The sequence below is a fragment of the Pseudomonas sp. TS_SC_3 genome (assembly GCF_056156225.1).
In genome coordinates this window covers 2,785,459-2,805,264 of sequence record NZ_CM149586.1, presented here as the reverse complement: position 1 = coordinate 2,805,264, position 19,806 = coordinate 2,785,459, and the positions used below count along the sequence as shown (strand labels likewise).

The 19,806-nt window shown below is 62.0% G+C and carries 15 protein-coding genes; 8 read left to right on the top strand and 7 right to left on the bottom strand.

Annotated elements, in window-relative coordinates; translation table 11 throughout:
- Nucleotides 1–107: 107 nt before the first annotated feature.
- Complete coding sequence (cra, locus tag AC0J6G_RS13435) at nucleotides 108–1,094, bottom strand: catabolite repressor/activator (protein ID WP_475248474.1); 987 nt, start codon at nucleotides 1,092–1,094, stop codon at nucleotides 108–110.
- Between the two features lie 225 nt (nucleotides 1,095–1,319).
- Here cra and ptsP point away from each other — a divergent pair, with 225 nt between their 5' ends.
- Genes ptsP through AC0J6G_RS13420 form a run of 3 tightly spaced genes read left to right on the top strand, consistent with a single transcriptional unit; the run spans nucleotide 1,320 to nucleotide 6,853 of the window.
- Nucleotides 1,320–4,181 carry a phosphoenolpyruvate--protein phosphotransferase gene (gene ptsP, locus AC0J6G_RS13430; protein ID WP_475248472.1) on the top strand — a complete coding sequence of 954 codons (2,862 nt, stop codon included), beginning with the start codon at nucleotides 1,320–1,322 and terminating at the stop codon, nucleotides 4,179–4,181.
- The gene (gene pfkB / locus AC0J6G_RS13425; RefSeq protein WP_475248470.1) at nucleotides 4,181–5,101 is read left to right on the top strand and encodes a 1-phosphofructokinase; all 921 of its coding nucleotides are present in this window, start codon (nucleotides 4,181–4,183) and stop codon (nucleotides 5,099–5,101) included. The genes ptsP and pfkB overlap by 1 nt, the downstream gene beginning before the upstream one ends.
- A 12-nt stretch (nucleotides 5,102–5,113) precedes the next feature.
- Nucleotides 5,114–6,853 carry a fructose-specific PTS transporter subunit EIIC gene (locus AC0J6G_RS13420; RefSeq protein WP_475248468.1) on the top strand — a complete coding sequence of 580 codons (1,740 nt, stop codon included), beginning with the start codon at nucleotides 5,114–5,116 and terminating at the stop codon, nucleotides 6,851–6,853.
- Between the two features lie 14 nt (nucleotides 6,854–6,867).
- On the opposite strand, the gene AC0J6G_RS13415 is transcribed toward AC0J6G_RS13420, so the two are convergent.
- Nucleotides 6,868–7,647 carry a TatD family hydrolase gene (locus tag AC0J6G_RS13415; RefSeq protein WP_475248466.1) on the bottom strand — a complete coding sequence of 260 codons (780 nt, stop codon included), beginning with the start codon at nucleotides 7,645–7,647 and terminating at the stop codon, nucleotides 6,868–6,870.
- 49 nt (nucleotides 7,648–7,696) lie between these two features.
- On the opposite strand from AC0J6G_RS13415, the gene AC0J6G_RS13410 reads away from it, so the two are divergent.
- Entirely contained in the window at nucleotides 7,697–8,083 is a 387-nt protein-coding gene (locus AC0J6G_RS13410; RefSeq protein WP_475248464.1) for an endonuclease domain-containing protein, read from the top strand.
- 123 nt (nucleotides 8,084–8,206) lie between these two features.
- Here the strand turns inward: AC0J6G_RS13410 and AC0J6G_RS13405 are convergent, their stop codons facing one another.
- On the bottom strand, nucleotides 8,207–9,790 hold the full coding sequence (locus AC0J6G_RS13405) for a peptide chain release factor 3 (protein ID WP_475248462.1): 1,584 nt from the start codon (nucleotides 9,788–9,790) through the stop codon (nucleotides 8,207–8,209).
- Between the two features lie 461 nt (nucleotides 9,791–10,251).
- Here AC0J6G_RS13405 and AC0J6G_RS13400 point away from each other — a divergent pair, with 461 nt between their 5' ends.
- The 4 genes from AC0J6G_RS13400 to AC0J6G_RS13385 all read left to right on the top strand — a co-directional run bounded on the left by AC0J6G_RS13400 (nucleotide 10,252) and on the right by AC0J6G_RS13385 (nucleotide 15,721).
- Nucleotides 10,252–11,415 carry a type III PLP-dependent enzyme gene (locus tag AC0J6G_RS13400; protein ID WP_475248461.1) on the top strand — a complete coding sequence of 388 codons (1,164 nt, stop codon included), beginning with the start codon at nucleotides 10,252–10,254 and terminating at the stop codon, nucleotides 11,413–11,415.
- A 201-nt stretch (nucleotides 11,416–11,616) separates the two neighbouring features.
- Nucleotides 11,617–12,297 carry a Fe2+-dependent dioxygenase gene (locus AC0J6G_RS13395; protein WP_475248459.1) on the top strand — a complete coding sequence of 227 codons (681 nt, stop codon included), beginning with the start codon at nucleotides 11,617–11,619 and terminating at the stop codon, nucleotides 12,295–12,297.
- A gap of 5 nt (nucleotides 12,298–12,302) precedes the next feature.
- Nucleotides 12,303–13,421: an alpha-hydroxy acid oxidase gene (locus AC0J6G_RS13390; RefSeq protein ID WP_475253752.1), complete on the top strand. Its 1,119-nt coding sequence runs from the start codon at nucleotides 12,303–12,305 to the stop codon at nucleotides 13,419–13,421.
- A gap of 89 nt (nucleotides 13,422–13,510) precedes the next feature.
- Nucleotides 13,511–15,721, top strand: coding sequence for a TonB-dependent receptor (locus AC0J6G_RS13385; protein ID WP_475253750.1), 2,211 nt, complete (start codon nucleotides 13,511–13,513; stop codon nucleotides 15,719–15,721).
- Between the two features lie 335 nt (nucleotides 15,722–16,056).
- Here AC0J6G_RS13385 and AC0J6G_RS13380 read toward each other — a convergent pair whose 3' ends face one another.
- The 4 genes from AC0J6G_RS13380 to AC0J6G_RS13365 all read right to left on the bottom strand — a co-directional run bounded on the left by AC0J6G_RS13380 (nucleotide 16,057) and on the right by AC0J6G_RS13365 (nucleotide 19,729).
- Nucleotides 16,057–17,610, bottom strand: a complete 1,554-nt coding sequence (locus AC0J6G_RS13380) for a sulfite reductase subunit alpha (RefSeq protein WP_475248458.1) — start codon at nucleotides 17,608–17,610, stop codon at nucleotides 16,057–16,059.
- A gap of 94 nt (nucleotides 17,611–17,704) precedes the next feature.
- Complete coding sequence (locus tag AC0J6G_RS13375; protein ID WP_475248456.1) at nucleotides 17,705–18,580, bottom strand: DUF4198 domain-containing protein; 876 nt, start codon at nucleotides 18,578–18,580, stop codon at nucleotides 17,705–17,707.
- 32 nt (nucleotides 18,581–18,612) lie between these two features.
- On the bottom strand, nucleotides 18,613–19,125 hold the full coding sequence (locus AC0J6G_RS13370; RefSeq protein ID WP_475248454.1) for a DUF2271 domain-containing protein: 513 nt from the start codon (nucleotides 19,123–19,125) through the stop codon (nucleotides 18,613–18,615).
- A gap of 10 nt (nucleotides 19,126–19,135) precedes the next feature.
- On the bottom strand, nucleotides 19,136–19,729 hold the full coding sequence (locus AC0J6G_RS13365) for a PepSY-associated TM helix domain-containing protein (RefSeq protein ID WP_475248452.1): 594 nt from the start codon (nucleotides 19,727–19,729) through the stop codon (nucleotides 19,136–19,138).
- Nucleotides 19,730–19,806: the final 77 nt, after the last annotated feature.

The window sequence follows — 19,806 nt, the reverse complement described above, 5'->3', positions numbered from 1 at the left end:
AGGGTGTTGGTTGTTTATTGAGCAGGTGTCTGGGCGTTTTTAGCGGTTGTTTCCCGTCGTAATGGGTATGGCGCTGCAGCCGCGTTCTCTCGCTGCACTGCGCGGGTTTACAAGCGGGCCTTAAAGCAGCGCGGGATGGCGTCTATGCCGGGCTGGTAGTCGGCTTGCTCGATGGCTTGTAGCGCCCAGGTCATGACTCGTTCAGCGATGCGTTCGTGTTGCTGGCTGGTGGTGTTGACCCGCTGGGGTAGAAAGTCGAGCAACTGGGCATCGCCAAAGGTGGCTAGGCGCAATGCTGAGCCGATGGCGTCAGGCTGTTGATGGAGTACGTCAAAAACGCCTTCGAGCAACACATAGGCGGTGGTAATCAGGGCGTCGGGTGGGCCGGCATCCGTGAGCAAGCGCTGCATCTGTTGATAGCCGCTGGCGCGGTTGAATTGTCCGCCGTGGTAAACGCTGATGCGGCCATCGAAATCCTCCAGCGCCTGACGAAAGCCGCGTTCGCGGGCCTGACTGATGACCAGTTCCGGGCGCGCGCCAAGTAGGGCGATATGCCGGGGTTTGGGCGAAAGCAGGCTCTGCGCCAACTGTTTGCCGGCCTGTTGGTCGTCACTGACCACGGAACGAATGTGTTGGGCGCTGAGGGCGCGGTCCACGGCGATGATCGGCAAGCCACCCGCCACCAATGCAGGGTAGAGCGGGTCGTCCTGGGGTAGGCAGCTTGCAACAATCAGCGCGGCACAGCGGCGCGAGCGAAATAACTCGATCAACTGCCGCTCGCTGTCCGGGTTGTCGTCGGAGCTGGCTATCAGCAATTGATAGCCAGCGGCGCGGGCCTTTTGCTCCAGCAACTTGGCCAGGCGGGCGTAGCTGGGGTTTTCCAGGTCCGGGAGGATGAAACCCAGGCAGTGGCTGTGGCCACGGCGCAGCCCCGCTGCCTGTTGATCCGGGCGGTAGCCATGTTGTTCGACCACTGCCAGTACGCGCTCTACGGTAGCCGGGCTGATTCGGCGCTGGGCCGCGTGGCCGTTAATCACGTAACTGGCGGTTGTGACTGAAACGTGCGCCAGCTTGGCGATGTCACTGAGTTTCACGGGCATACCTAAGAACTGAAAAAGGGCTGGGGGCGAGGGTGTCTGGCGCCTCTGTGCGCGGCGGGTAATGTGCTGTGATTAGCGGCGGGCTTCAAGGATTACCCATTATCAGCTAAGGTGCCAGTGCTTGATGAATCGATTCAGCAAGCGCGCCCATCAATTAAGTTGTAAGCCGGCTTGGCACCTTGCCAGCCCGTACAGTGCACAGCCAGAGGAATGCTCCCCATGCTCGAACTCGATGCTAGCCAGATCCAGATCGGTCGCCAGGCGGTGGATAAGGCGCAGGCGTTGGCCATGTTGAGCGAGGCGCTGGTCGAGGGCGGCCTGGCCACGGCGCAGTACTTGGCCGGTTTGCAGGCGCGTGAGGCGCAGGGTTCGACCTTTCTTGGTCAGGGCATCGCCATTCCGCACGGCACGCCGCAGACCCGCGACCAAGTTCTGCGCACGGGCGTGCGGCTGATCCAATTTCCTGATGGGGTGGACTGGGGGGATGGCCAGCAGGTGTATTTGGCCATTGCCATTGCGGCGCAGTCAGATGAGCACCTACACCTATTGCAACTGCTGACTCGCGCGCTGGGTGAAGGTGACCTCAGCCAGGCGCTGCGTCAGGCGCGTGAGCCTGAGCGCATCGTCGAATTGCTGCAGGGCGCGCCACAGGCGCTGGCGCTGGATGGGCAACTGGTCGGTTTGGGGCTGCAGGTTGAGGATTTCGATGAGCTGCTGTGGCAGGGCGCACGCCTGTTGCGCCAAGCCGGGTGTGCGAGCAGCGGCTTTGCCATTGGCTTGGCGCGCAGCGCGCCGTTACCGCTGGGCGATGGCTTGTGGTGGCTGCACAGCGAGCAGAGTGTGCAGCGGCCAGGCCTGGCGTTTGTTACGCCGGTGCAGCCGTTGAGTTTTCGCGATGAGCCGCTCAAAGGGCTGTTTTGCCTGGCCAGCCAGGGCGAGGCTCATCGTCAGGCGCTGGAGCGGTTGTGTGATGTGCTAATCGGCGGCCGTGCCGCGGAGCTGAGTGAAGCGAATGACAGCCGCCGGGTGATCGAGGCGCTGGGCGGTGAGGTGGCCCCGGATTGGCCAAGCGTGTGCCTGCCGCTGCTCAACGCGCACGGTTTGCATGCGCGCCCGGCTAAGGTGCTGAGTGAACTGGCGCAGCGCTTTAGCGGCGAATTGCGCGTGCGCCTGCTTGGTGATGAGGGGGCCGGGGTGTCGGTGAAAAGCCTCAGCCGCCTGCTGTCGCTGGGTGCCCGGCGCGGACAGATGCTGCACTTCAGCGCTGAGCCGAGCATCGCTGCCGGTGCGTTACCAGCGCTGCAGGCGGCGTTGGAAAACGGCCTGGGTGAAACCGTGGAGCCGCTGCTGAGCGAACCGCTTGAGGTTGCGCAGCCGTTATCGACGTCTGCACTGGTGGCCCCACCAGCGGGCAGTCAATTGCTGGCGGTAGCCGCCTCGCCGGGTATCGCCGTCGGCCCGGCGCTGGTGCGGGTGTTTGCGCACGTTGACTATGCCGAGCGGGGGCAGGGCGCGGATCACGAGCGCCAGCGTTTGGTGGCCGCGCGTGCGGTGGTAGCGGCGCAGATCCAGCGGCTGGTCGACGGTGCAGGCGTGGCCAGTATTCGCGAGATTTTCAGCGCGCACCTGGCCATGCTCGACGACCCCGCACTGGTTGACGATGTCGAGGTGCGCTTGCTGGCGGGTGCCAGTGCCGAGGCGGCCTGGCAGGCTGAAATTGAGGCGGCAGCGCAGCGTCAGGAGTCGTTGCGCGACGCCTTGCTGGCCGAGCGCGCGGCGGATCTGCGTGACATCGGGCGCCGCGTACTGGCGCACTTGTGCGGTATTAGCGTTGCAGAAGAACCACGTGAGCCCTATATCTTGGTGATGGACGAGGTGGCCCCCTCGGATGTAGCCAGCCTGGACCCTAAGCGCGTGGCAGGCATCGTCACCGCACGCGGCGGGGCGACCGCCCACAGCGCGATTATTGCGCGGGCCTTGGGCATTCCGGCTCTTGTCGGTGCCGGCAGGGCGATTCTGGCGCTGGAGCAAGGCACGCCATTGTTGCTCGACGGCGACAGCGGGTGGCTGCGAATTGCACCGGATGCCGCCACCTTGCAGCACGCACTGCGTGAGCGCGAAGCCGCACAGTTGCGCCAACAGCAGGCGCACGCTGATCGCCTGCAACCGGCGATAACCCGTGATGGCGTGCAGATTGAGGTGGCCGCCAATATCGGTGCCAGCGCTGAAACGGCCGAGGCCGTGGCGTTGGGGGCCGAAGCGGTTGGCTTGCTTCGTACCGAGTTGGTGTTTATGGAACATGCCCACGCCCCAAGTCAGGCGACTCAGGAGCGCGAATACCGACGCGTATTGGACGCTCTGGACGGGCGTCCACTGGTGGTGCGCACCCTTGACGTGGGTGGCGATAAACCGCTGCCTTATTGGCCGATGCCCGCTGAGGAAAATCCCTTCCTTGGCGTGCGCGGCATTCGTCTTAGTCTGCAGCACCCGGAGATTTTACAAACCCAGTTGCGCGCCTTGCTGGCCTCGGCCGACGGGCGCGCACTGCGGATCATGTTTCCCATGGTCAGCACCGTTGAGGAGTGGCGCGTGGCGCGTGATATGGCGCAGCGCCTGCGCGAGGAGATCCCCGTGGCGGACCTGCAGCTGGGGATCATGATTGAAGTACCCTCTGCGGCCTTGATGGCCGTGCAACTGGCGCGCGAAGTGGACTTCTTCAGCATTGGCACCAACGACCTGACCCAGTATTGCCTGGCTATCGACCGTGGCCACCCGACGCTCTCGGCCCAGGCCGACGGTCTGCACCCGGCGGTGCTGCGGCTGATCGGCATGACGGTCGAGGCCGCACATGCTCACGGTAAATGGGTGGGTGTGTGTGGCGAGCTGGCCAGCGACCGTTTGGCCGTGCCGTTGCTGGTCGGCCTCGGGGTGGACGAGCTGAGCGTGGCACCGCGTGCGATTGCCTTGGTCAAGGCGCGTGTGCGCGAGCTCACAATGAGCGACGCGCGCATCCTGGCTGCGCAGGCGCTGACGCTCGACAGTGCCGCCGCCGTGCGCGCCTTGATCGCGGGGATGCACTAATGGCCCGCATCCTGACCCTGACGCTAAACCCAGCGCTGGACTTGACGGTTAGTCTCGATCGCCTCATCCCCGGCGCGGTCAACCGCAGCCAGGGCCTCACACGTCACGCGGCTGGCAAGGGGCTGAATGTTGCCCAAGTGCTGGCTGACCTTGGTCATAACCTGACGGTCAGCGGTTTTCTTGGTCGCGATAACGCGCAACCGTTCGAAAGCCTGATGCAGGCACGTGGTTTTCACGATGCGTTTGTTCGCGTGCCGGGCGAGACGCGCAGCAATATCAAATTAGCCGAGGCGGATGGGCGCATTACCGACCTCAACGGTCCCGGCCTGCAGGTTGAGGCTGAGCATCTGCAAGGGCTGCTCGATACCTTGGGGCCGCTATTGGCAGGCCACGACGCGATAGTGGTGGCGGGTAGCCTGCCGCGTGGGGTCAGCCCTCAGTGGTTTGCCGAGTTGCTACGCCGGCTCAAAGCCAGTGGCGTACCGCTGGCGCTCGACAGCAGCGGTGCGGCGCTGCAGGCCGGGTTGGCGGTCGCGCCTTGGCTGATCAAACCCAATGAAGAGGAGCTCCGTGAGGTCTGTGGCAGCGACCTAACGGCGGCCATCCGCACACTGCGTGCGCAAGGCATCGAGCATGTCTTGCTGTCGCGAGGCAGCGCTGGCGTCGACTGGCATGGTCCTGCGATTGCCCTGCGCGCTGTACCGCCGCAAGTGAACGTGGCCAGTACGGTTGGGGCTGGCGATTCGCTGCTGGCCGCAAGCCTGCACGGCCTGCTGCAAGGCTGGTCGGCCGAACGCACCTTGCGCCTGGCGACGGCGGTGGCTGCGCAAGCGGTCACCCAGATCGGCTTTGGCATTCACGACCGCGAACAATTGGCGCGCTTAGAAGCAGCCGTGCTGCTACAGCCCTTGCAAGAATAAGAGGCATTGACCATGAATCTGCTGATCGTAACCGCCTGCCCCAATGGCCAAGTCACCAGTGTGCTGTGCTCGCGGCTGCTGCATGCCGCCGCCGAACGCTTGGGCTGGAACGCTAAAGTGGAAGTGCAAGACGCGCTTGCCATCGGCTCGCCGCTGAGCGCCGCCGATATTGCCGCCGCCGACTTGGTCGTGGTGGTTAAAACCGGCGAGCTGTCGCTGACCCGCTTCGTCGGTAAGCGCCTGCAGCAGTCCACGCCCGCCGAAGCCTTGATTGATCCTCGGCGCTTTCTGCTGGAGTCGGCTGAGCGCGCCCAGCCCTATGTGGGGGCGGCTTTCGCTGCGCCCGCGCCGCGATCTCTGGTGGCGGTTACCGCCTGCCCGACCGGCGTGGCACACACTTTTATGGCAGCCGAGGCGTTGCAGCAGGCGGCAGCGCGCATGGGCATCGAGTTACGGGTAGAAACCCGTGGTTCGGTGGGGGCGCGCAACGTGCTCGATGAGGCGGCCATTGCTGCGGCCGACGCCGTGCTGCTGGCCACTGATATTGAAGTGGACACCACCCGCTTTGCGGGCAAGAACGTCTATCGCTGTGGCACCGGTGTGGCGCTCAAGCAGCCGCAGCAAACGCTTGAACGTACGTTTAGTGAGGCGCGCCCACTGGCGGGGGATGCGGCACCACCCCGCGCGGGCAGTCGCTCAAGCGAGCAGGCTGGCCCATACAAGCACCTGCTGACGGGCGTGTCTTACATGCTGCCGATGGTGGTGGCCGGTGGTTTGTTGATTGCGTTGTCGTTTGTGTTTGGCATTGAAGCGTTCAAGGAAGAAGGCTCTCTGGCGGCGGCGTTGATGCAGATTGGCGGCGACGCGGCGTTCAAATTGATGGTGCCACTGCTGGCAGGCTACATTGCCTATTCGATTGCCGACCGGCCGGGGTTGGCTCCGGGGATGATCGGCGGGCTGCTGGCCAGCAGTTTGGGTGCGGGCTTTTTAGGTGGCATCGTCGCGGGATTCCTTGCCGGATACTCAGCCAAAGCCATCGCGCGCTGGGTCAAATTGCCCGTGAGTGTGGAGGCGCTCAAACCGATTTTAATCATCCCGCTGCTGGCCAGCCTGTTTACTGGCCTGGTGATGATTTTCGTGGTCGGTAAACCTGTGGCCGGGATGCTCGCCGGATTGACGGTGTTCCTCGACACCATGGGCACCTCCAACGCGGTAATGCTCGGGCTGCTCCTGGGCGCGATGATGTGTGTTGATCTCGGCGGGCCGATCAACAAGGCGGCGTATGCCTTCTCGGTGGGCTTGTTGGCGTCGCAGAGCTACGCGCCGATGGCGGCAGCCATGGCGGGCGGCATGGTGCCCCCCATCGGTATGGCCATTGCCACGCTGCTGGCGCGGCACAAGTTCGCCCAAAGCGAGCGCCAGGCCGGTAAAGCAGCGGGTGTGCTGGGGCTGTGCTTTATCTCCGAAGGCGCGATCCCGTTTGCTGCCAAGGATCCGCTGCGGGTGATTCCAGCCTGCATTGCCGGTGGCGCGCTGACGGGGGCACTGTCGATGTACTTCGGTTGCAAGCTGATGGCCCCGCACGGCGGCTTGTTTGTGCTACTGATTCCTAACGCCATCAACCACGCGCTGCTGTACCTCTTTGCCATCGCTGCCGGTAGCCTGTTGACCGGGGTGAGTTATGCGCTACTCAAACGCGCGGGCACTCAGCCATTGGTGGCAGAGAAGGCCGCATCTCCAGTGGCTGGTTAGGCGCCGGCGCAGGGTCAGCCCCAGGCAAACAGCTCAGCCGCATTGCGGCTGCTGGCGCGGGCCAGTTCGTCAGCGCTGATGCCGCGCAACTCGGCCAGGGCTGTGCAGATGTCTGGCAGGTATTCGGGGCTGTTGCGCTGGTTGGGATGCATGGCAGGGGCCATATCGGGGGCGTCGGTTTCCAGCACGATAGCGTCCAACGGCAGGTGTGCGACTACCTTGCGCAGGCGCAAGGCTTGCGGCCAGGTCGGCGCGCCGCCGAGACCCAATTTGAAACCGAGCTTGAGGTATTCGCGCGCTTCTTCAAGGCTGCCGGCAAAGGCATGGATGATGCCGCCACGTGCGGGTTTGAGGCGCTTGAGCGTGGCGATGGTCGCGGCATGGGCGCGGCGCACATGGAGCAGTGCAGGCAGTTCGAATTCGATAGCGAGTTTGAGTTGGGCTTCAAACAGCTGCTGTTGCTGCTCGCGGTCAAGCTGTTCGAGAAAGTAGTCCAGGCCGATCTCGCCGACAGCGCAGAGCTTGCGGTGCCCGGCGTAGCGTGCCAGCCAATCACGCAGCTCGTTCAGATGCTCTGGGTGATGTTGATCCAGGTAAACCGGGTGCAGGCCGAAGGCGGCGTACAGGCCATCCTCGCTCAGCGTCAGATCCCACACCCGTTGCCAGTTGGCTTGATACACGCCCAGCACTACCAGACGCTCAACGCCGAGGTCGCGACAGCGTGCCAGCAGCTCGGAGCGGTCAACGTCGAAGTCGGGGAAGTCCAGGTGGGTGTGGGTGTCGATCAGGCGCATGGTCTAGTGTTTGCTCAAACAGTGGTCTTTGCAGGGAGCAGGGTAGCTTATGGGCGGGCTGATGAGGGTGCGTGCCAGAACGTTGCGGCGTGAGATGACCGAGGCAGAGCGGTGTCTTTGGTATCAACTGCGCGCCCATCGCTTTATGGGGCTGAAGTTCAAGCGGCAGAAGCCGTTGGGCCATTTCATCGCGGACTTCGTGTGCCTGGAGATAGGCCTGGTCATTGAGCTGGATGGCGGTCAGCATTTGGAGCAGTCAGCCTATGACCGGCAGCGTGATGACTGGCTACGCGGACAGGGCTTTGAGGTGTTGCGTTTCTGGAACCATGAAGTGCTATTGCAAACGGATGCGGTGCTTGAGCAGTTGCGGCTGTGGGTGGAGCAAAATCAGCCATCTCCCCCAGCCCCTCTCCCGCAAGCGGGCGAGGGGAGCTGACCTTATTGCTTGAGGGGTTGGCGGTTTAGCCAAAGTCCGGGCGTTTGATCGCAGATCGACGGCTTGTCGCGTTCGGCCCCCTCTCCCGCTGGCGGGAGAGGGTTGGGGAGAGGGTGGTGCGGCTTAGTGATGCTCACGCGTGGCGCGGAATTTCACGTCTGGCCAGCGCTCTTCCATCAGCGCCAGGTTGACGCGCGTCGGCGCTAGGTAGGTGAGGTGGCCGCCGCCGTCCAGCGCCAGGTTCTCTACCGCCTTGTTGGCGAATTCCTCAAGCTTCTTCTTGTCGCTGCAGTCGATCCAGCGCGCGGACCACACGGTGATCGGCTCGTAGGCGCACTCGACCTTGTATTCCTCTTTCAGGCGGCTGGCGACCACATCGAACTGCAGCACGCCGACGGCGCCGAGGATGATGTCGTTGCTGCGCTCGGGGAAGAACACCTGGGTGGCGCCTTCTTCAGCCAGCTGCTGCAAACCTTGGCGCAGCTGTTTGGATTTCAGCGGATCTTTCAGGCGCACACGGCGGAACAGCTCCGGGGCGAAGTGCGGGATGCCGGTGAAGCTCAGCGCTTCGCCTTCGGTGAACGTGTCGCCGATCTGGATGGTGCCGTGGTTGTGCAGGCCAATGATGTCGCCGGCGTAGGCCTCGACCAGCATTTCACGCTCGCTGGAGAAGAAGGTCAGGGCGTCGCCAATGCGTACGTCTTTACCTGTGCGCACGTGGCGCATCTTCATGCCCTGGCTGTACTTGCCCGAGCAGATGCGCATAAAGGCGATGCGGTCGCGGTGCTTGGGGTCCATGTTCGCCTGGATCTTGAACACAAAGCCGCTGAATTTCTCTTCCACCGGCTCCACGGTGCGCTCGTTGGCCACGCGTGCCAGCGGCTTGGGTGCCCAGTTGACCACCGCGTCGAGCACGTGATCCACGCCGAAGTTGCCCAGCGCGGTGCCGAAGAACACTGGGGTCAACTGACCGTCCATAAACTCTTGCTGGTTGAATTCATGGCAAGCGCCCTGCACCAGTTCCAGCTGCTCGATAAAGCGCTCGTATTCGTCACCCAAATGGGCGCGGGCTTCGTCGGAGTCGAGTTTTTCGATGATTTTCACATCGGTACGCTCATGGCCGTGGCCCGGCGTGTAAACAATGATGTAGTCGTCAGCCAGGTGGTAGACACCTTTGAAGTCGCGGTAGCAGCCAATCGGCCAGGTGATCGGCGCGGCTTTGATCTTCAGCACCGCTTCAATTTCATCAAGTAGCTCGATGGGGTCGCGAATGTCGCGGTCGAGTTTGTTGATAAAGCTGACGATGGGCGTGTCGCGCAGGCGGCACACGTCCATCAGGGCGATGGTGCGTGGCTCAACACCTTTACCGCCGTCGAGCACCATCAACGCGCTGTCTACCGCCGTGAGGGTGCGGTAGGTGTCTTCCGAGAAGTCTTCGTGGCCGGGGGTGTCGAGCAGGTTGATCATGTGCTCGCGATACGGGAACTGCATCACCGAGGTGGTGATGGAGATGCCGCGCTGCTTTTCCATTTCCATCCAGTCGGAGGTGGCGTGGCGGTCGGACTTGCGCGACTTCACTGTGCCCGCGACAGAGATCGCCTTACCCATCAGCAGCAGCTTCTCGGTAATGGTGGTTTTACCGGCGTCGGGGTGAGAAATGATGGCGAACGTGCGGCGCTTGGCGACTTCGGCGGCCTGGATGGTCATTGTGCGAGAACCCGTCGACTGAATAGTCGGTCTGTCAAAAAAGGCGGCGATTATAACGGTAAACGTCGGTCAGCGCGGCCACCTGTAGTCAGGGGACAAAACCGTGGTTCTTTTCGCCGTTGTGCAGCATTCCATGACGTTTTGTTTTGAATATAAAACGTTCAATCAAGCAGGCGACAATCAGGGTCAAAAGTACGGCATTTTTGGTTGATCTCAGCCCCCCATAGCCCTAAAGTTCGCGCCCGAACGTCCATGCTGGCAACGATCCATCCGGCTCAAGTACTGACGACGAGAGACTTTAACGTGCTCGGCGACATGCCTTGGGAAGTAGGCGAACCAAAGTGGGGAAACTGATCAGGCGTTCTGGCCCGTTGACGGCCGCCCCCGACGCGCAGTTGAACCTGAGCACGGTTTAGCTGCCCGAATTATTGTGTTTCTGGTTTAGCCCATTGGAGTTGAGCATGTCGATCAAGGTCGAAGATTATTACGCCCCCGCTACTTTCCAACGCATGAAGGCCTTTGCTGATAAGCAGGAAACCCCGTTTGTGGTGATCGACACCTCGATCATCAGTCAGGCCTATGACGACCTGCGCGCCGGCTTTGAATTTGCCAGCGTGTACTACGCCGTGAAGGCCAACCCGGCCGTCGAGATCATCGACCTGCTCAAGGAAAAAGGCTCCAGCTTCGACATCGCCTCCATTTATGAGCTGGATAAAGTCATGGGTCGAGGCGTTGGCCCAGAGCGCATCAGCTACGGCAACACCATCAAGAAAGCCAAGGACATTCGCTACTTCTACGAGAAGGGTGTGCGTATGTTCGCCACGGACTCGGAAGCGGACCTGCGCAACATTGCCAAGGCGGCGCCGGGCTCGAAAGTCTATGTGCGCATTCTCACCGAAGGTTCGACCACCGCTGACTGGCCGTTGTCGCGCAAGTTCGGCTGCCAGACCGACATGGCCATGGACCTGCTTATTTTGGCCCGTGACCTGGGCTTGGTGCCTTACGGTTTGTCGTTCCACGTGGGTTCGCAGCAGCGTGATATCTCGGTGTGGGACGCGGCGATTGCCAAGGTCAAGGTGATCTTCGAGCGGCTGAAAGAAGAAGACGGCATCGAACTCAAACTGATCAACATGGGCGGTGGCTTCCCGGCCAACTACATCACCCGCACCAACAGCTTGGAAACCTATGCCGAGGAAATCATTCGCTTCCTTAAGGAAGACTTCGGCGACGAACTCCCAGAGATCATCCTGGAACCTGGGCGCTCCTTGATCGCCAATGCCGGCGTCTTGGTCAGTGAAGTGGTGCTGGTGGCACGTAAGTCACGTACCGCTGTCGAGCGTTGGGTGTATGTCGATGTTGGGCTGTTCGGCGGCTTGATTGAAACCATGGGTGAGGCAATCAAATTCCCCATCTACACCGAGAAGAAGGGCGAGATGGAAGAGGTGGTGATCGCCGGCCCCACCTGCGACAGCGCCGACATCATGTACGAGAACTACAAGTACGGCCTGCCGCTGAATCTGGCGATTGGCGACCGCCTGTATTGGTTGTCTACTGGTGCGTACACCACCAGCTACAGCGCTGTGGAATTTAACGGCTTCCCGCCGCTGAAGGCGTTCTACCTGTAACGCCCACGCGTTGCTGCTGACCCAACAAGGCGCTCGTGCAAACGAGCGCCTTGTTTGTTTCTGCGGGCGAAATCTTGCGGTGGTGCGGGCCTGGATCAATGGAACGTGCGTGTGGCGCTGTCATAGTTCGCGTCGGCTATTTAGAATCATTCGCAACTATTGGGTGGTGGGCGCTGAGGCGGCCTGTGAGGAGAACGAACCATGATGTTGAGCATTGCCGATGTGCTGACGCCCGAGCAGGTGCGCGAGTGTCGCCAGGCGTTTGAGCAGGCCGATTGGCTGGATGGTCGGTTGACGGCGGGGCATCAAGCGATCAAGGCCAAGGCCAACCAGCAGTTGGCGCAGGATGACCCGCTGGTGGTGCAAATGGGTGACTTCATCGTGCAGCGTCTGGGCAATCACCCGTTATTCGTCTCAGCTGCGTTGCCGCTGAAGGTATTGCCGCCGCGGTTCAATCGCTACAGCGACGGTGGCACCTACGGCAACCATATCGATAATTCGATTTTCAGCGTGCCGGGTACGCCGCATCGGGTGCGCAGCGACCTGTCGGCCACGCTATTTTTCAGTGATCCGGACGAGTATGACGGCGGCGAACTGGTGGTCGAGGACAGCTACGGCAGCCACCGCGTCAAATTGCCGGCCGGGCATCTGGTGCTGTATCCCGGCAGCAGCCTGCACCGGGTTGAGCCGGTGACCCGCGGCACGCGCTATGCGGCGTTCTTCTGGATTCAGAGCCTGGTGCGTGACGACACCCAGCGCAGCCTGTTACTGGAGCTGGATCGGGCGGTGCAGGCGCTGACCCTTGAAGTGCCCGAATCGGCCGAGCTGGCGCGGTTGACCGGGGTTTATCACAACCTGCTGCGCCAGTGGGCCAATACATGACCGACATGCCATTGCCGAAGTTGACGCAGATCCCGCCTAACATCGCCTCCGTTGCGGACTATGAGCCCCTTGCCCGCGAGCGCATGAGCGCCCAGGCCTGGGCTTATATTGCGGGCGGTGCAGCCGATGAGTTGACCCTGGCGGAGAATCAGGCGGCGTTTCAGCGCATTCGCCTGCGCACGCGGGTTTTGGCCGACCTGAGCGGGGGTAACACTCATTTGCAGCTGTTCGGCCAGACGTTCGCGCACCCAATCTTTCTCGCGCCAGTGGCGTACCAACGCCTGGCCCATGATGATGGCGAGTTGGCCACGGTGTTGGCCGCGTCGGCAGTGCAGGCCGGTATGGTGCTTAGCACCCAGGCCAGTGTGTCGCTTGAAGCGCTGGCCGAGCAGGCGCACAGCCCGCTGTGGTTTCAGCTGTATATTCAGCCGGATCGGGCCTTTACCCAGGCGTTGGTCAAGCGCGCTGAGGCGGCGGGTTATCAGGCGCTGGTGCTGACGGTGGATGCACCGGTCAATGGCGTGCGCAACCACGAACAGCGCGCCGGTTTCAGCCTGCCTGAGGGCATTGAGGCGGTTAATCTGCGCGGTATGCAGCCGCTACGCGAAAGCGCTCCGCCCAGCGGTGGTTTGCTGCTCGGCGGTGCACTGCTGGCAGCTGCGCCTGGTTGGGCGGACGTGCAATGGCTGCGCTCGCTGACGCGTCTGCCGATTTTGCTCAAGGGCGTGATGAGCGCCGAGGATGCGCAGCGGGCGGTGGCTGAAGGGGTTGACGGCATCATTGTCTCCAACCATGGCGGACGCACCTTGGACGGCCAACCGGCAACCATTGAGGTGCTCGCGGAAATCGCAGCAGCGGTGCAGGGGCGCGTGCCGCTGCTGCTTGATGGCGGTATTCGTCGCGGCACGGATGTGTTCAAGGCTTTGGCCCTGGGCGCCGATGCCGTGCTGGTTGGTCGGCCGTATGTGTTCGCTCTGGCTACGGCTGGGGCGAGCGGGGTGGCCCATGTGGTGCAGCTGTTGCGGGCTGAGCTGGAAGTGGCAATGGCACTGACGGGTTGTCGCGATCTGGCCAGCATTGGTGAGCAGTGCGTGTGGGATAAAAAACCGCAGAGCGGAATTTGATGCGAATAAAAGTGTAAATCCCTATTGATTGATATTGATTATCAAATAGAATCACGCCTCGTTTTGATCTGGGGGTGGTTCTCATGGGTATGGGTAAAAAAGCCGGCAACCTGCCGCAGCGTCGTCTTCTGGCTTCGGCCATCGGTTTGGCCGTCGCGTCCTGGGCGGGTGCAGGTATGGCGGCTGAACAAGCGCTGCAAAAGGCCAAAACACCAGTTGAGCTGGGCAGTGTGACGGTCAAGGGCCAACAGGTCGACGACTACAAAACTGAATCCTCGGCTTCGGCCAAGTACGCTGTACCCCTGCTCGACACCCCGCAGACCATCACCGTGGTGCCGCAGGCATTGCTCAAAGAGCAGAAAGCCCTGAGCATGAAAGAAGTGCTGGCCAACGTGTCCGGCATCACCTTTAACGCCGGTGAGGGCGGTGGTGGTTCGGGCGACAGCATCAACATTCGTGGCTTTAGCGCCAACGCCAATATGCAGATCGACGGCCTGCGCGACAGCTCGCAGAACAACCGTACGGACACCTTCAACATCGAAGCTGTCGAAGTCATCAAGGGCCCCAACTCGGTGTTTGGCGGTTCCGGCACCACGGGCGGCAGCATCAACCAAGTCAGCAAGCAGCCGCGCCAGCGCGACTTCACCGAGATCGGGGCCAGCTTGGGCACTGATAACTATCACCGCCTGACCCTGGACACCAACCAGACCCTGGACGGCGTCGGCACCGACAGCGCGGTGCGCCTCAACCTGATGGCCCATGAGAACGATGTGCCGGGGCGTGACGCGATCGACCGTCAGCGCTGGGGTATTGCCCCTTCGCTGCTGCTAGGCCTGAGCGATTCGACGCGCTTGACCCTGAGCTATCTGCATCAGAACGATGACAACCTGCCGGACTACGGCGTACCGGCCTTCGATGGCAAGCGCCTGGCGGGTGTTGATCGTGATGCGTTTTTCGGTTGGAAGAACATCGATAAGGAAGAGATCCAGACCGATGCGTTCACCGTTAAATTTGAGCACGATTTCAGCGACAGCCTGCGTCTGCAGAACCTCAGCCGTTACAGCCAGGTTAAACGCGATACGGTCATTTCGGCGTCCCATGTCAACCTGACCGGCGTGCCGGCCGGTCGTTACAGCCCAGCAGGCCCGCAAGGCTATGGCCGCGACGTGACCAGCGAGATGTGGATTAACCAGACCAACCTGACGGCGTATTTCGACACCTTCGGCCTGGGCCACACCCTGGTCACCGGTGTTGAGGTGTCGCGTGAGGATTACGATCGCAATACCTACAGCTATGGTCTGAATTTCGCTGGCCAAAGCTTCGACCTGGGCAATCCGCCGGGCCATTACAGTGGGCCAACCAACAAAGCACGCTCCGCTGAAACCTCCACTCAGCTGGAGAACGAAGCCATCTATGCCTTCGACACCATTGCCCTGAATGAGCAGTGGGACCTGAGCCTGGGTCTGCGTTATGACTGGATCAAAGGCGACTCGAAGAACCTCGCCCTGCCAGCTGGCACCGTGACGCGTGTGGATTCGCGTGACAAGGAACTCAGCGGGCGTGCCGGTGTGGTGTACAAACCGGCTGAGAATGGCCGTATCTACCTGGCCTACGGCACCTCCTTCAACCCGGCCGCTGAAAACCTGGCCTCCTCTGGCGCGCTGAGTGCTGCAGCTACGGATCTGGACCCAGAAGAGAACCAAACCTGGGAGCTGGGCACCAAGTGGGAGCTGCTCAACAGCCGCCTGCAACTTGATGCTGCAGTGTTCCGTGTTGAGAAAACCAACGCCCGCGAAACCATGGCCGATGGCTCCACCCAGCTGGCGGGTGAGCAGCGCGTGCAGGGCGTCGAATTTGGTGCGACCGGCCGTATTACTGATCAGTGGAATGTCTACGCCAACTACACCTTCCTCGACAGCGAAACCCTCAAGGCCGCGGATACTGCTGCCGGCCTCGTCCGTGAGGGTCAGGCACTGGGTAACACGCCACCACGTTCCTTCAACCTGTGGAGCACCTATGAGCTGCCCGCCGGCTGGCGCGTCGGCTACGGTGCGCGTTACGCCAGTGAACGCAACGTGACCTCCAGCGACAACGCCAAATTGGATGCCTACTGGGTGCACAACGCCATGCTCGGCTACAAGGTCAATAAGGAACTCGACCTGCAGCTGAATATGAACAACCTGTTCGACAAGGACTATGTGCAGAGCGTGCGCCAGAACGTCGGCCTCAACACCCGCTCTTCGGCCATTGAATACGGTGATGCGCGTTCAGCGGTGCTGTCGGCGACTTACGCCTTCTAAGCCCGCCTTTGCGGCCACCTATCTGATCTATGGGCAGGTGGCCGCACGATATGGATTCACTGAAAACCCCGGTCACTGCCTGCAGTGCCCGGGGTTTTGTTTTGTGCGGCTTTTAGAGGGCGCGGGGCTTTGCGGGGGTGTTCAGCTCTTGTGGGAGAAGGCTTGCCCGCGAATCGAAAGCATCGTGAGCCGAGCTACTTCTACGAGTTGCGCAGCGCTCATCAGGGCTGTGGGCAGAGGGTCATGCGTAGGCTTGGGCGCATAAGCGTAGGGGGATTAACCGCAGCTAATCAGGTGCGCCGTACCCCTTCAGCAGGGCTGTCTTAAGGTCGCCCTCAGTACACATCACGCCGATAGCGACCGCTCTGGCTCAGCTGCTCCACCTGTTCATCACCCAGTAGTTGGCGCAGGCAAGCGTCTACGTCGCGGCCCATGCCGTCGAGGCTGCCGCACAGGTAGATGGCAGCGCCATCGGCCAGCCACGCGTGCAGAGCGGGGGCGGCATCACGCAGGGCGTCCTGCACATAGCGTTGTGGGTGGCCGTCGCGCGAATAGGTGAGGTCGAGGCGCTCAAGGTGGCCGCTGTGTTGCCAGGCGCGCAGCTCGTTATTTAGCAACGCATCGTGGGCGGCGTGGCGTTCGCCAAACAGCAGCCAGTTACGTGAGTGCGGATTTGCAGCGCGTTCTTGCAGGTGCGCGCGCAGGCCGGCGAGGCCGCTGCCGCTGCCGATCAGGATGAGTGGCGTGGCAGCATCCGGGCCATGGAAGCCGGGGTTACGCCGGATGCGCAGGTCGATCTGGCAGCCTACTTCGGCATGCAGGCACAGCCAGCCTGAACCCAGCCCAGGGCTGCCGTCAGCCTGATGCTGCAAGCGCATTAACAAATCAAGAGCGCCGCTTTCGTGGTTGGAGGCGATGGAGTATTCCCGGTGCGGCAGGGCTGTCAGTTGAGCCAGCCAGGGTTCGAGGCCTTGTTCATCTGGCCCGCTGCTCGGCAGGTGGCGCGCACTGATTGCATCGCTTAGGCGTCGGCCGTCAGCCAGCCGCCGCTGCGGGTTAAGGCCGAGTTGTTGCAGGCAGTCGATGACGCGCTGCGGGGCATGGTGTGGGCCGATTTCGACGATATCGCCGGCGCACCAGTCCACGATATCTGTGCTGTTTAGGCGTATGTGATAGATCGGTGCGCCGATGCTGCCCGGGTTCAGGCACTGGCGCTGGGTCAGTTGCCAGGGGCGATAGTGCGCCGGTTGCCAGTCGACAAAATCACTGTCACCGCTGAGGTGTCCAAGTTGCTGCTGCCAGTGGCGCAGGGCGCCGGCATCCAGGCAATCGACTTGCAGCAGGTCGAACAGCGGCTGCGCTTTGAGCGCTTGCAAGCGTTGTTGCAGGCGTTGGCCGAAGGCGCAGAACTGCGGGTAACTGCGGTCGCCTAACGCCAGGATGGCGAAGTGCAGTTGCGGCAGCGCGTGTTGATTGAGCAGTGCGCGCTCAAAGCGTGCCGCGTTGTCCGGCGCTTCGCCATCGCCGTAGGTGCTGACGACCAGTAGCAGGCGTTCGAGGGTTGCCAGCTGTGCGCGGCTTAATTGGTTGAGGGCGATGCAGCGCGCCGGCAGGCCGCTGGCGAGCAATTGCGCGCAGCTGCGTTCGGCTAATCGTTGTGCTTGGCCGCCCTGGCTGGCGTAGGCGATCAACAGTTCGTCGGTTTGATCGGTATGTGTGTTGCGACGCTGTGGCCAGCAGTAGTGCAGGCACAGCGCGATATAGGTGACGCTGATCAGGGTTGCGCTGAGTTCGCGCGCCGGTTGCAGCCATAGCAGCAGGCTAGCCAGTAACAGGCAGGTCGGTAGGGGCCAGTGGCGCAGGGCGTAACGTCGCGAGGCGGTGATCAAGATGGCGAGCCAGACTGGGGGCGTAGCCCGGATGCAATCCGGGATGGCCGTTGGGGATCATCCCCGGATTACATCCGGGCTACAGGTGCATGGCTTAAGGGGCCAGGACTTCCAGGGTGGCGCTGTAGGACGCGCGGCGTTCGGTGGCCGGGGCGCTGACGCCTTCTTTGCTGCTCAGCTCGGCTTCCAGCCAGTACATACCTGCTTGCGGCCAGGTGATGCTGATCTTGCCATTGGCATCGCTGGTGGTTTTGATCTCACCCAGCTCATCGCGGTAGCGGTTGCCGCCAGGGATTACGCTGACTTCCACGCCAGCGGCCGGCTTGCCATCGAGGAGCAGGCTGAACTCAGCCGCTTCACCGGCGAACAGGTCGTTGGGGTGAGTGATGGGCGCCAGCTCCAGGCCAACGCCGGTGGTTTTCAGTACGGTATCCGTTGGGTTGCCGGAGGTGACGAACACTTCCATGCGGCTGTTGTTCTGCGCCACTTTCAGCTCGGCGGCGTTGGCGGGTACCTGCTTGGCGAAGTCTTCGGCCTTGCCCATCCAGCGCTTGTTTTCCTGGCCTTCTTTCCAGCTGGCGAACAGGCCGCTGTTGGCGATGGCCAGTTTGTAGGTGCCTTTCTGCGTCAGGTGCAGGTCGAAGGTGCTGCGGTAGCGGCCGATGGCGCCGTTCTCGGCTTTGGCAGCGCTGCCGTCTGGGGCAAACAGTTGCAGCACGGCCGCTGGGCGAGGGCGCATGCCAGGCGGGCCGCCAGCGGGCACGTTGTCCAGGTTGCCGATGCCCTGAATGCGCAGCGGGAAGTGCTCAAAGTAGAACAGGTCATTAGACACCGCCGCATCCACAGTCACCCACGGGTCTTCACCCGATAGCACGGTGGCTGAAGGCAGCATCCAAGCGCGGTGCGCTTGGGCAGAAAGCGGCAGGCAGATGGCCAGGGTCAGGGCGGTCCATTTTACGAGTGGGTGCATAGCGGTCTTCCTTAGTAGGTGAGGGCTGACGTTCACGGCTTGAGTTGCAGGGTGATTTGACCCAGCTCGCTGCTGCCTTGGGCTTGATGGTTGGTAGCTTGTTGCGGCGGCCAAGTGAAGGGCAGGCGCAGCAGCTCACGGCCGCCGACTTCACGGGCGGCTTCCACCACCACGCGGTATTCGCCAGGCGGCAACTCTTTGAGCGGCGCATCGGCACTGTTGAAGCTCAGGCTCTGCTTACCCACGGCGCGGGTTGCACCGCTGACGCCATCGACTGGCATCTCCAGGCTGCGACCGCTGCGGCGCCACCACTGGCGCAGGTCCTTGAGCCATTTCTCGCCTTCCTTGTCCTTGAGCTTTTGGTCGTACCACACAGCCAGGTTGGCGACGTGTTTCTGGTCTGGTTGCTCCAGCCAGATGGCCACGTAAGGGCGGTGATACTCAGCCACCTGCAGGCGCGGTATTTCCACCTCAAGCTGCAACTCGGCAGCCAGGACGGGCGCGCTCAGCAGGGCGCAGATGGGCAACAGCAAGCGTTTGGGCATAACGGTGTCCTTAGTGAATAAACAGCAGAGCCAACAGAACGGGGAGTACCAGGCCCAGGCCGAGTACCGGCCAGGTGCTCGGGCGGTTACCGGCGTAGCGTTGCAGCAGCAACAGGCCGCTGAGGCTGAAAATCACGCAGAGCCCGGCAAATACATCGATAAACCACGACCAGGCCGTGCCGGTATTACGGCCCTTGTGCAGGTCATTCAGATAAGCGATCCAGCCGCGGCTGGTGGACTCGAATTCCAGCGCGCCGGATCCAATATCCAAACTCAGCCAGGCATCGCCGCCGGGGCGCGGCAGGCCGATATACAGTTCTCCATCTGACCATTCGGCGTCACGGCCATCGAGACGAATCGATAGTTCAGCTTCCAGCCACTGGCGCAGATCCAGCGGCAGCCCTTGGCTAGGCAGCTTGTCCTGCAATGCGCTCTGCAATGCGTCGGGCAATTGCGCCTGATGAGTGATCACCTGCGGTTTGGCTTCAATCTGCGCGGCATGGTTAAGGGTGATGCCGGTGACGGCAAACAGCAGCATGCCGACCAAGCACAGTGCAGAACTGATCCAGTGCCATTGGCGCAGGGTGCCAAGCCAGGGACGCATGTGAATCCTTATATCGAGACTGAGCTAATAATTTGGCAGCGGTGATGCGTGCCAATGTGGAGGGATTTTAAGGGGGA

What these genes read in the sequence shown, in the direction of transcription:
- ptsP (WP_475248472.1), top strand. Translation starts at nt 1,320, where the DNA reads ATGCTCGAACTCGATGCTAGCCAGATCCAGATCGGTCGCCAGGCGGTG.
- pfkB (WP_475248470.1), top strand. Translation starts at nt 4,181, where the DNA reads ATGGCCCGCATCCTGACCCTGACGCTAAACCCAGCGCTGGACTTGACG.
- AC0J6G_RS13420 (WP_475248468.1), top strand. Translation starts at nt 5,114, where the DNA reads ATGAATCTGCTGATCGTAACCGCCTGCCCCAATGGCCAAGTCACCAGT.
- AC0J6G_RS13415 (WP_475248466.1), bottom strand. Translation starts at nt 7,647, where the DNA reads ATGCGCCTGATCGACACCCACACCCACCTGGACTTCCCCGACTTCGAC.
- AC0J6G_RS13410 (WP_475248464.1), top strand. Translation starts at nt 7,697, where the DNA reads ATGGGCGGGCTGATGAGGGTGCGTGCCAGAACGTTGCGGCGTGAGATG.
- AC0J6G_RS13405 (WP_475248462.1), bottom strand. Translation starts at nt 9,790, where the DNA reads ATGACCATCCAGGCCGCCGAAGTCGCCAAGCGCCGCACGTTCGCCATC.
- AC0J6G_RS13400 (WP_475248461.1), top strand. Translation starts at nt 10,252, where the DNA reads ATGTCGATCAAGGTCGAAGATTATTACGCCCCCGCTACTTTCCAACGC.
- AC0J6G_RS13395 (WP_475248459.1), top strand. Translation starts at nt 11,617, where the DNA reads ATGATGTTGAGCATTGCCGATGTGCTGACGCCCGAGCAGGTGCGCGAG.
- AC0J6G_RS13390 (WP_475253752.1), top strand. Translation starts at nt 12,303, where the DNA reads ATGCCATTGCCGAAGTTGACGCAGATCCCGCCTAACATCGCCTCCGTT.
- AC0J6G_RS13385 (WP_475253750.1), top strand. Translation starts at nt 13,511, where the DNA reads ATGGGTAAAAAAGCCGGCAACCTGCCGCAGCGTCGTCTTCTGGCTTCG.
- AC0J6G_RS13375 (WP_475248456.1), bottom strand. Translation starts at nt 18,580, where the DNA reads ATGCACCCACTCGTAAAATGGACCGCCCTGACCCTGGCCATCTGCCTG.
- AC0J6G_RS13370 (WP_475248454.1), bottom strand. Translation starts at nt 19,125, where the DNA reads ATGCCCAAACGCTTGCTGTTGCCCATCTGCGCCCTGCTGAGCGCGCCC.
- AC0J6G_RS13365 (WP_475248452.1), bottom strand. Translation starts at nt 19,729, where the DNA reads ATGCGTCCCTGGCTTGGCACCCTGCGCCAATGGCACTGGATCAGTTCT.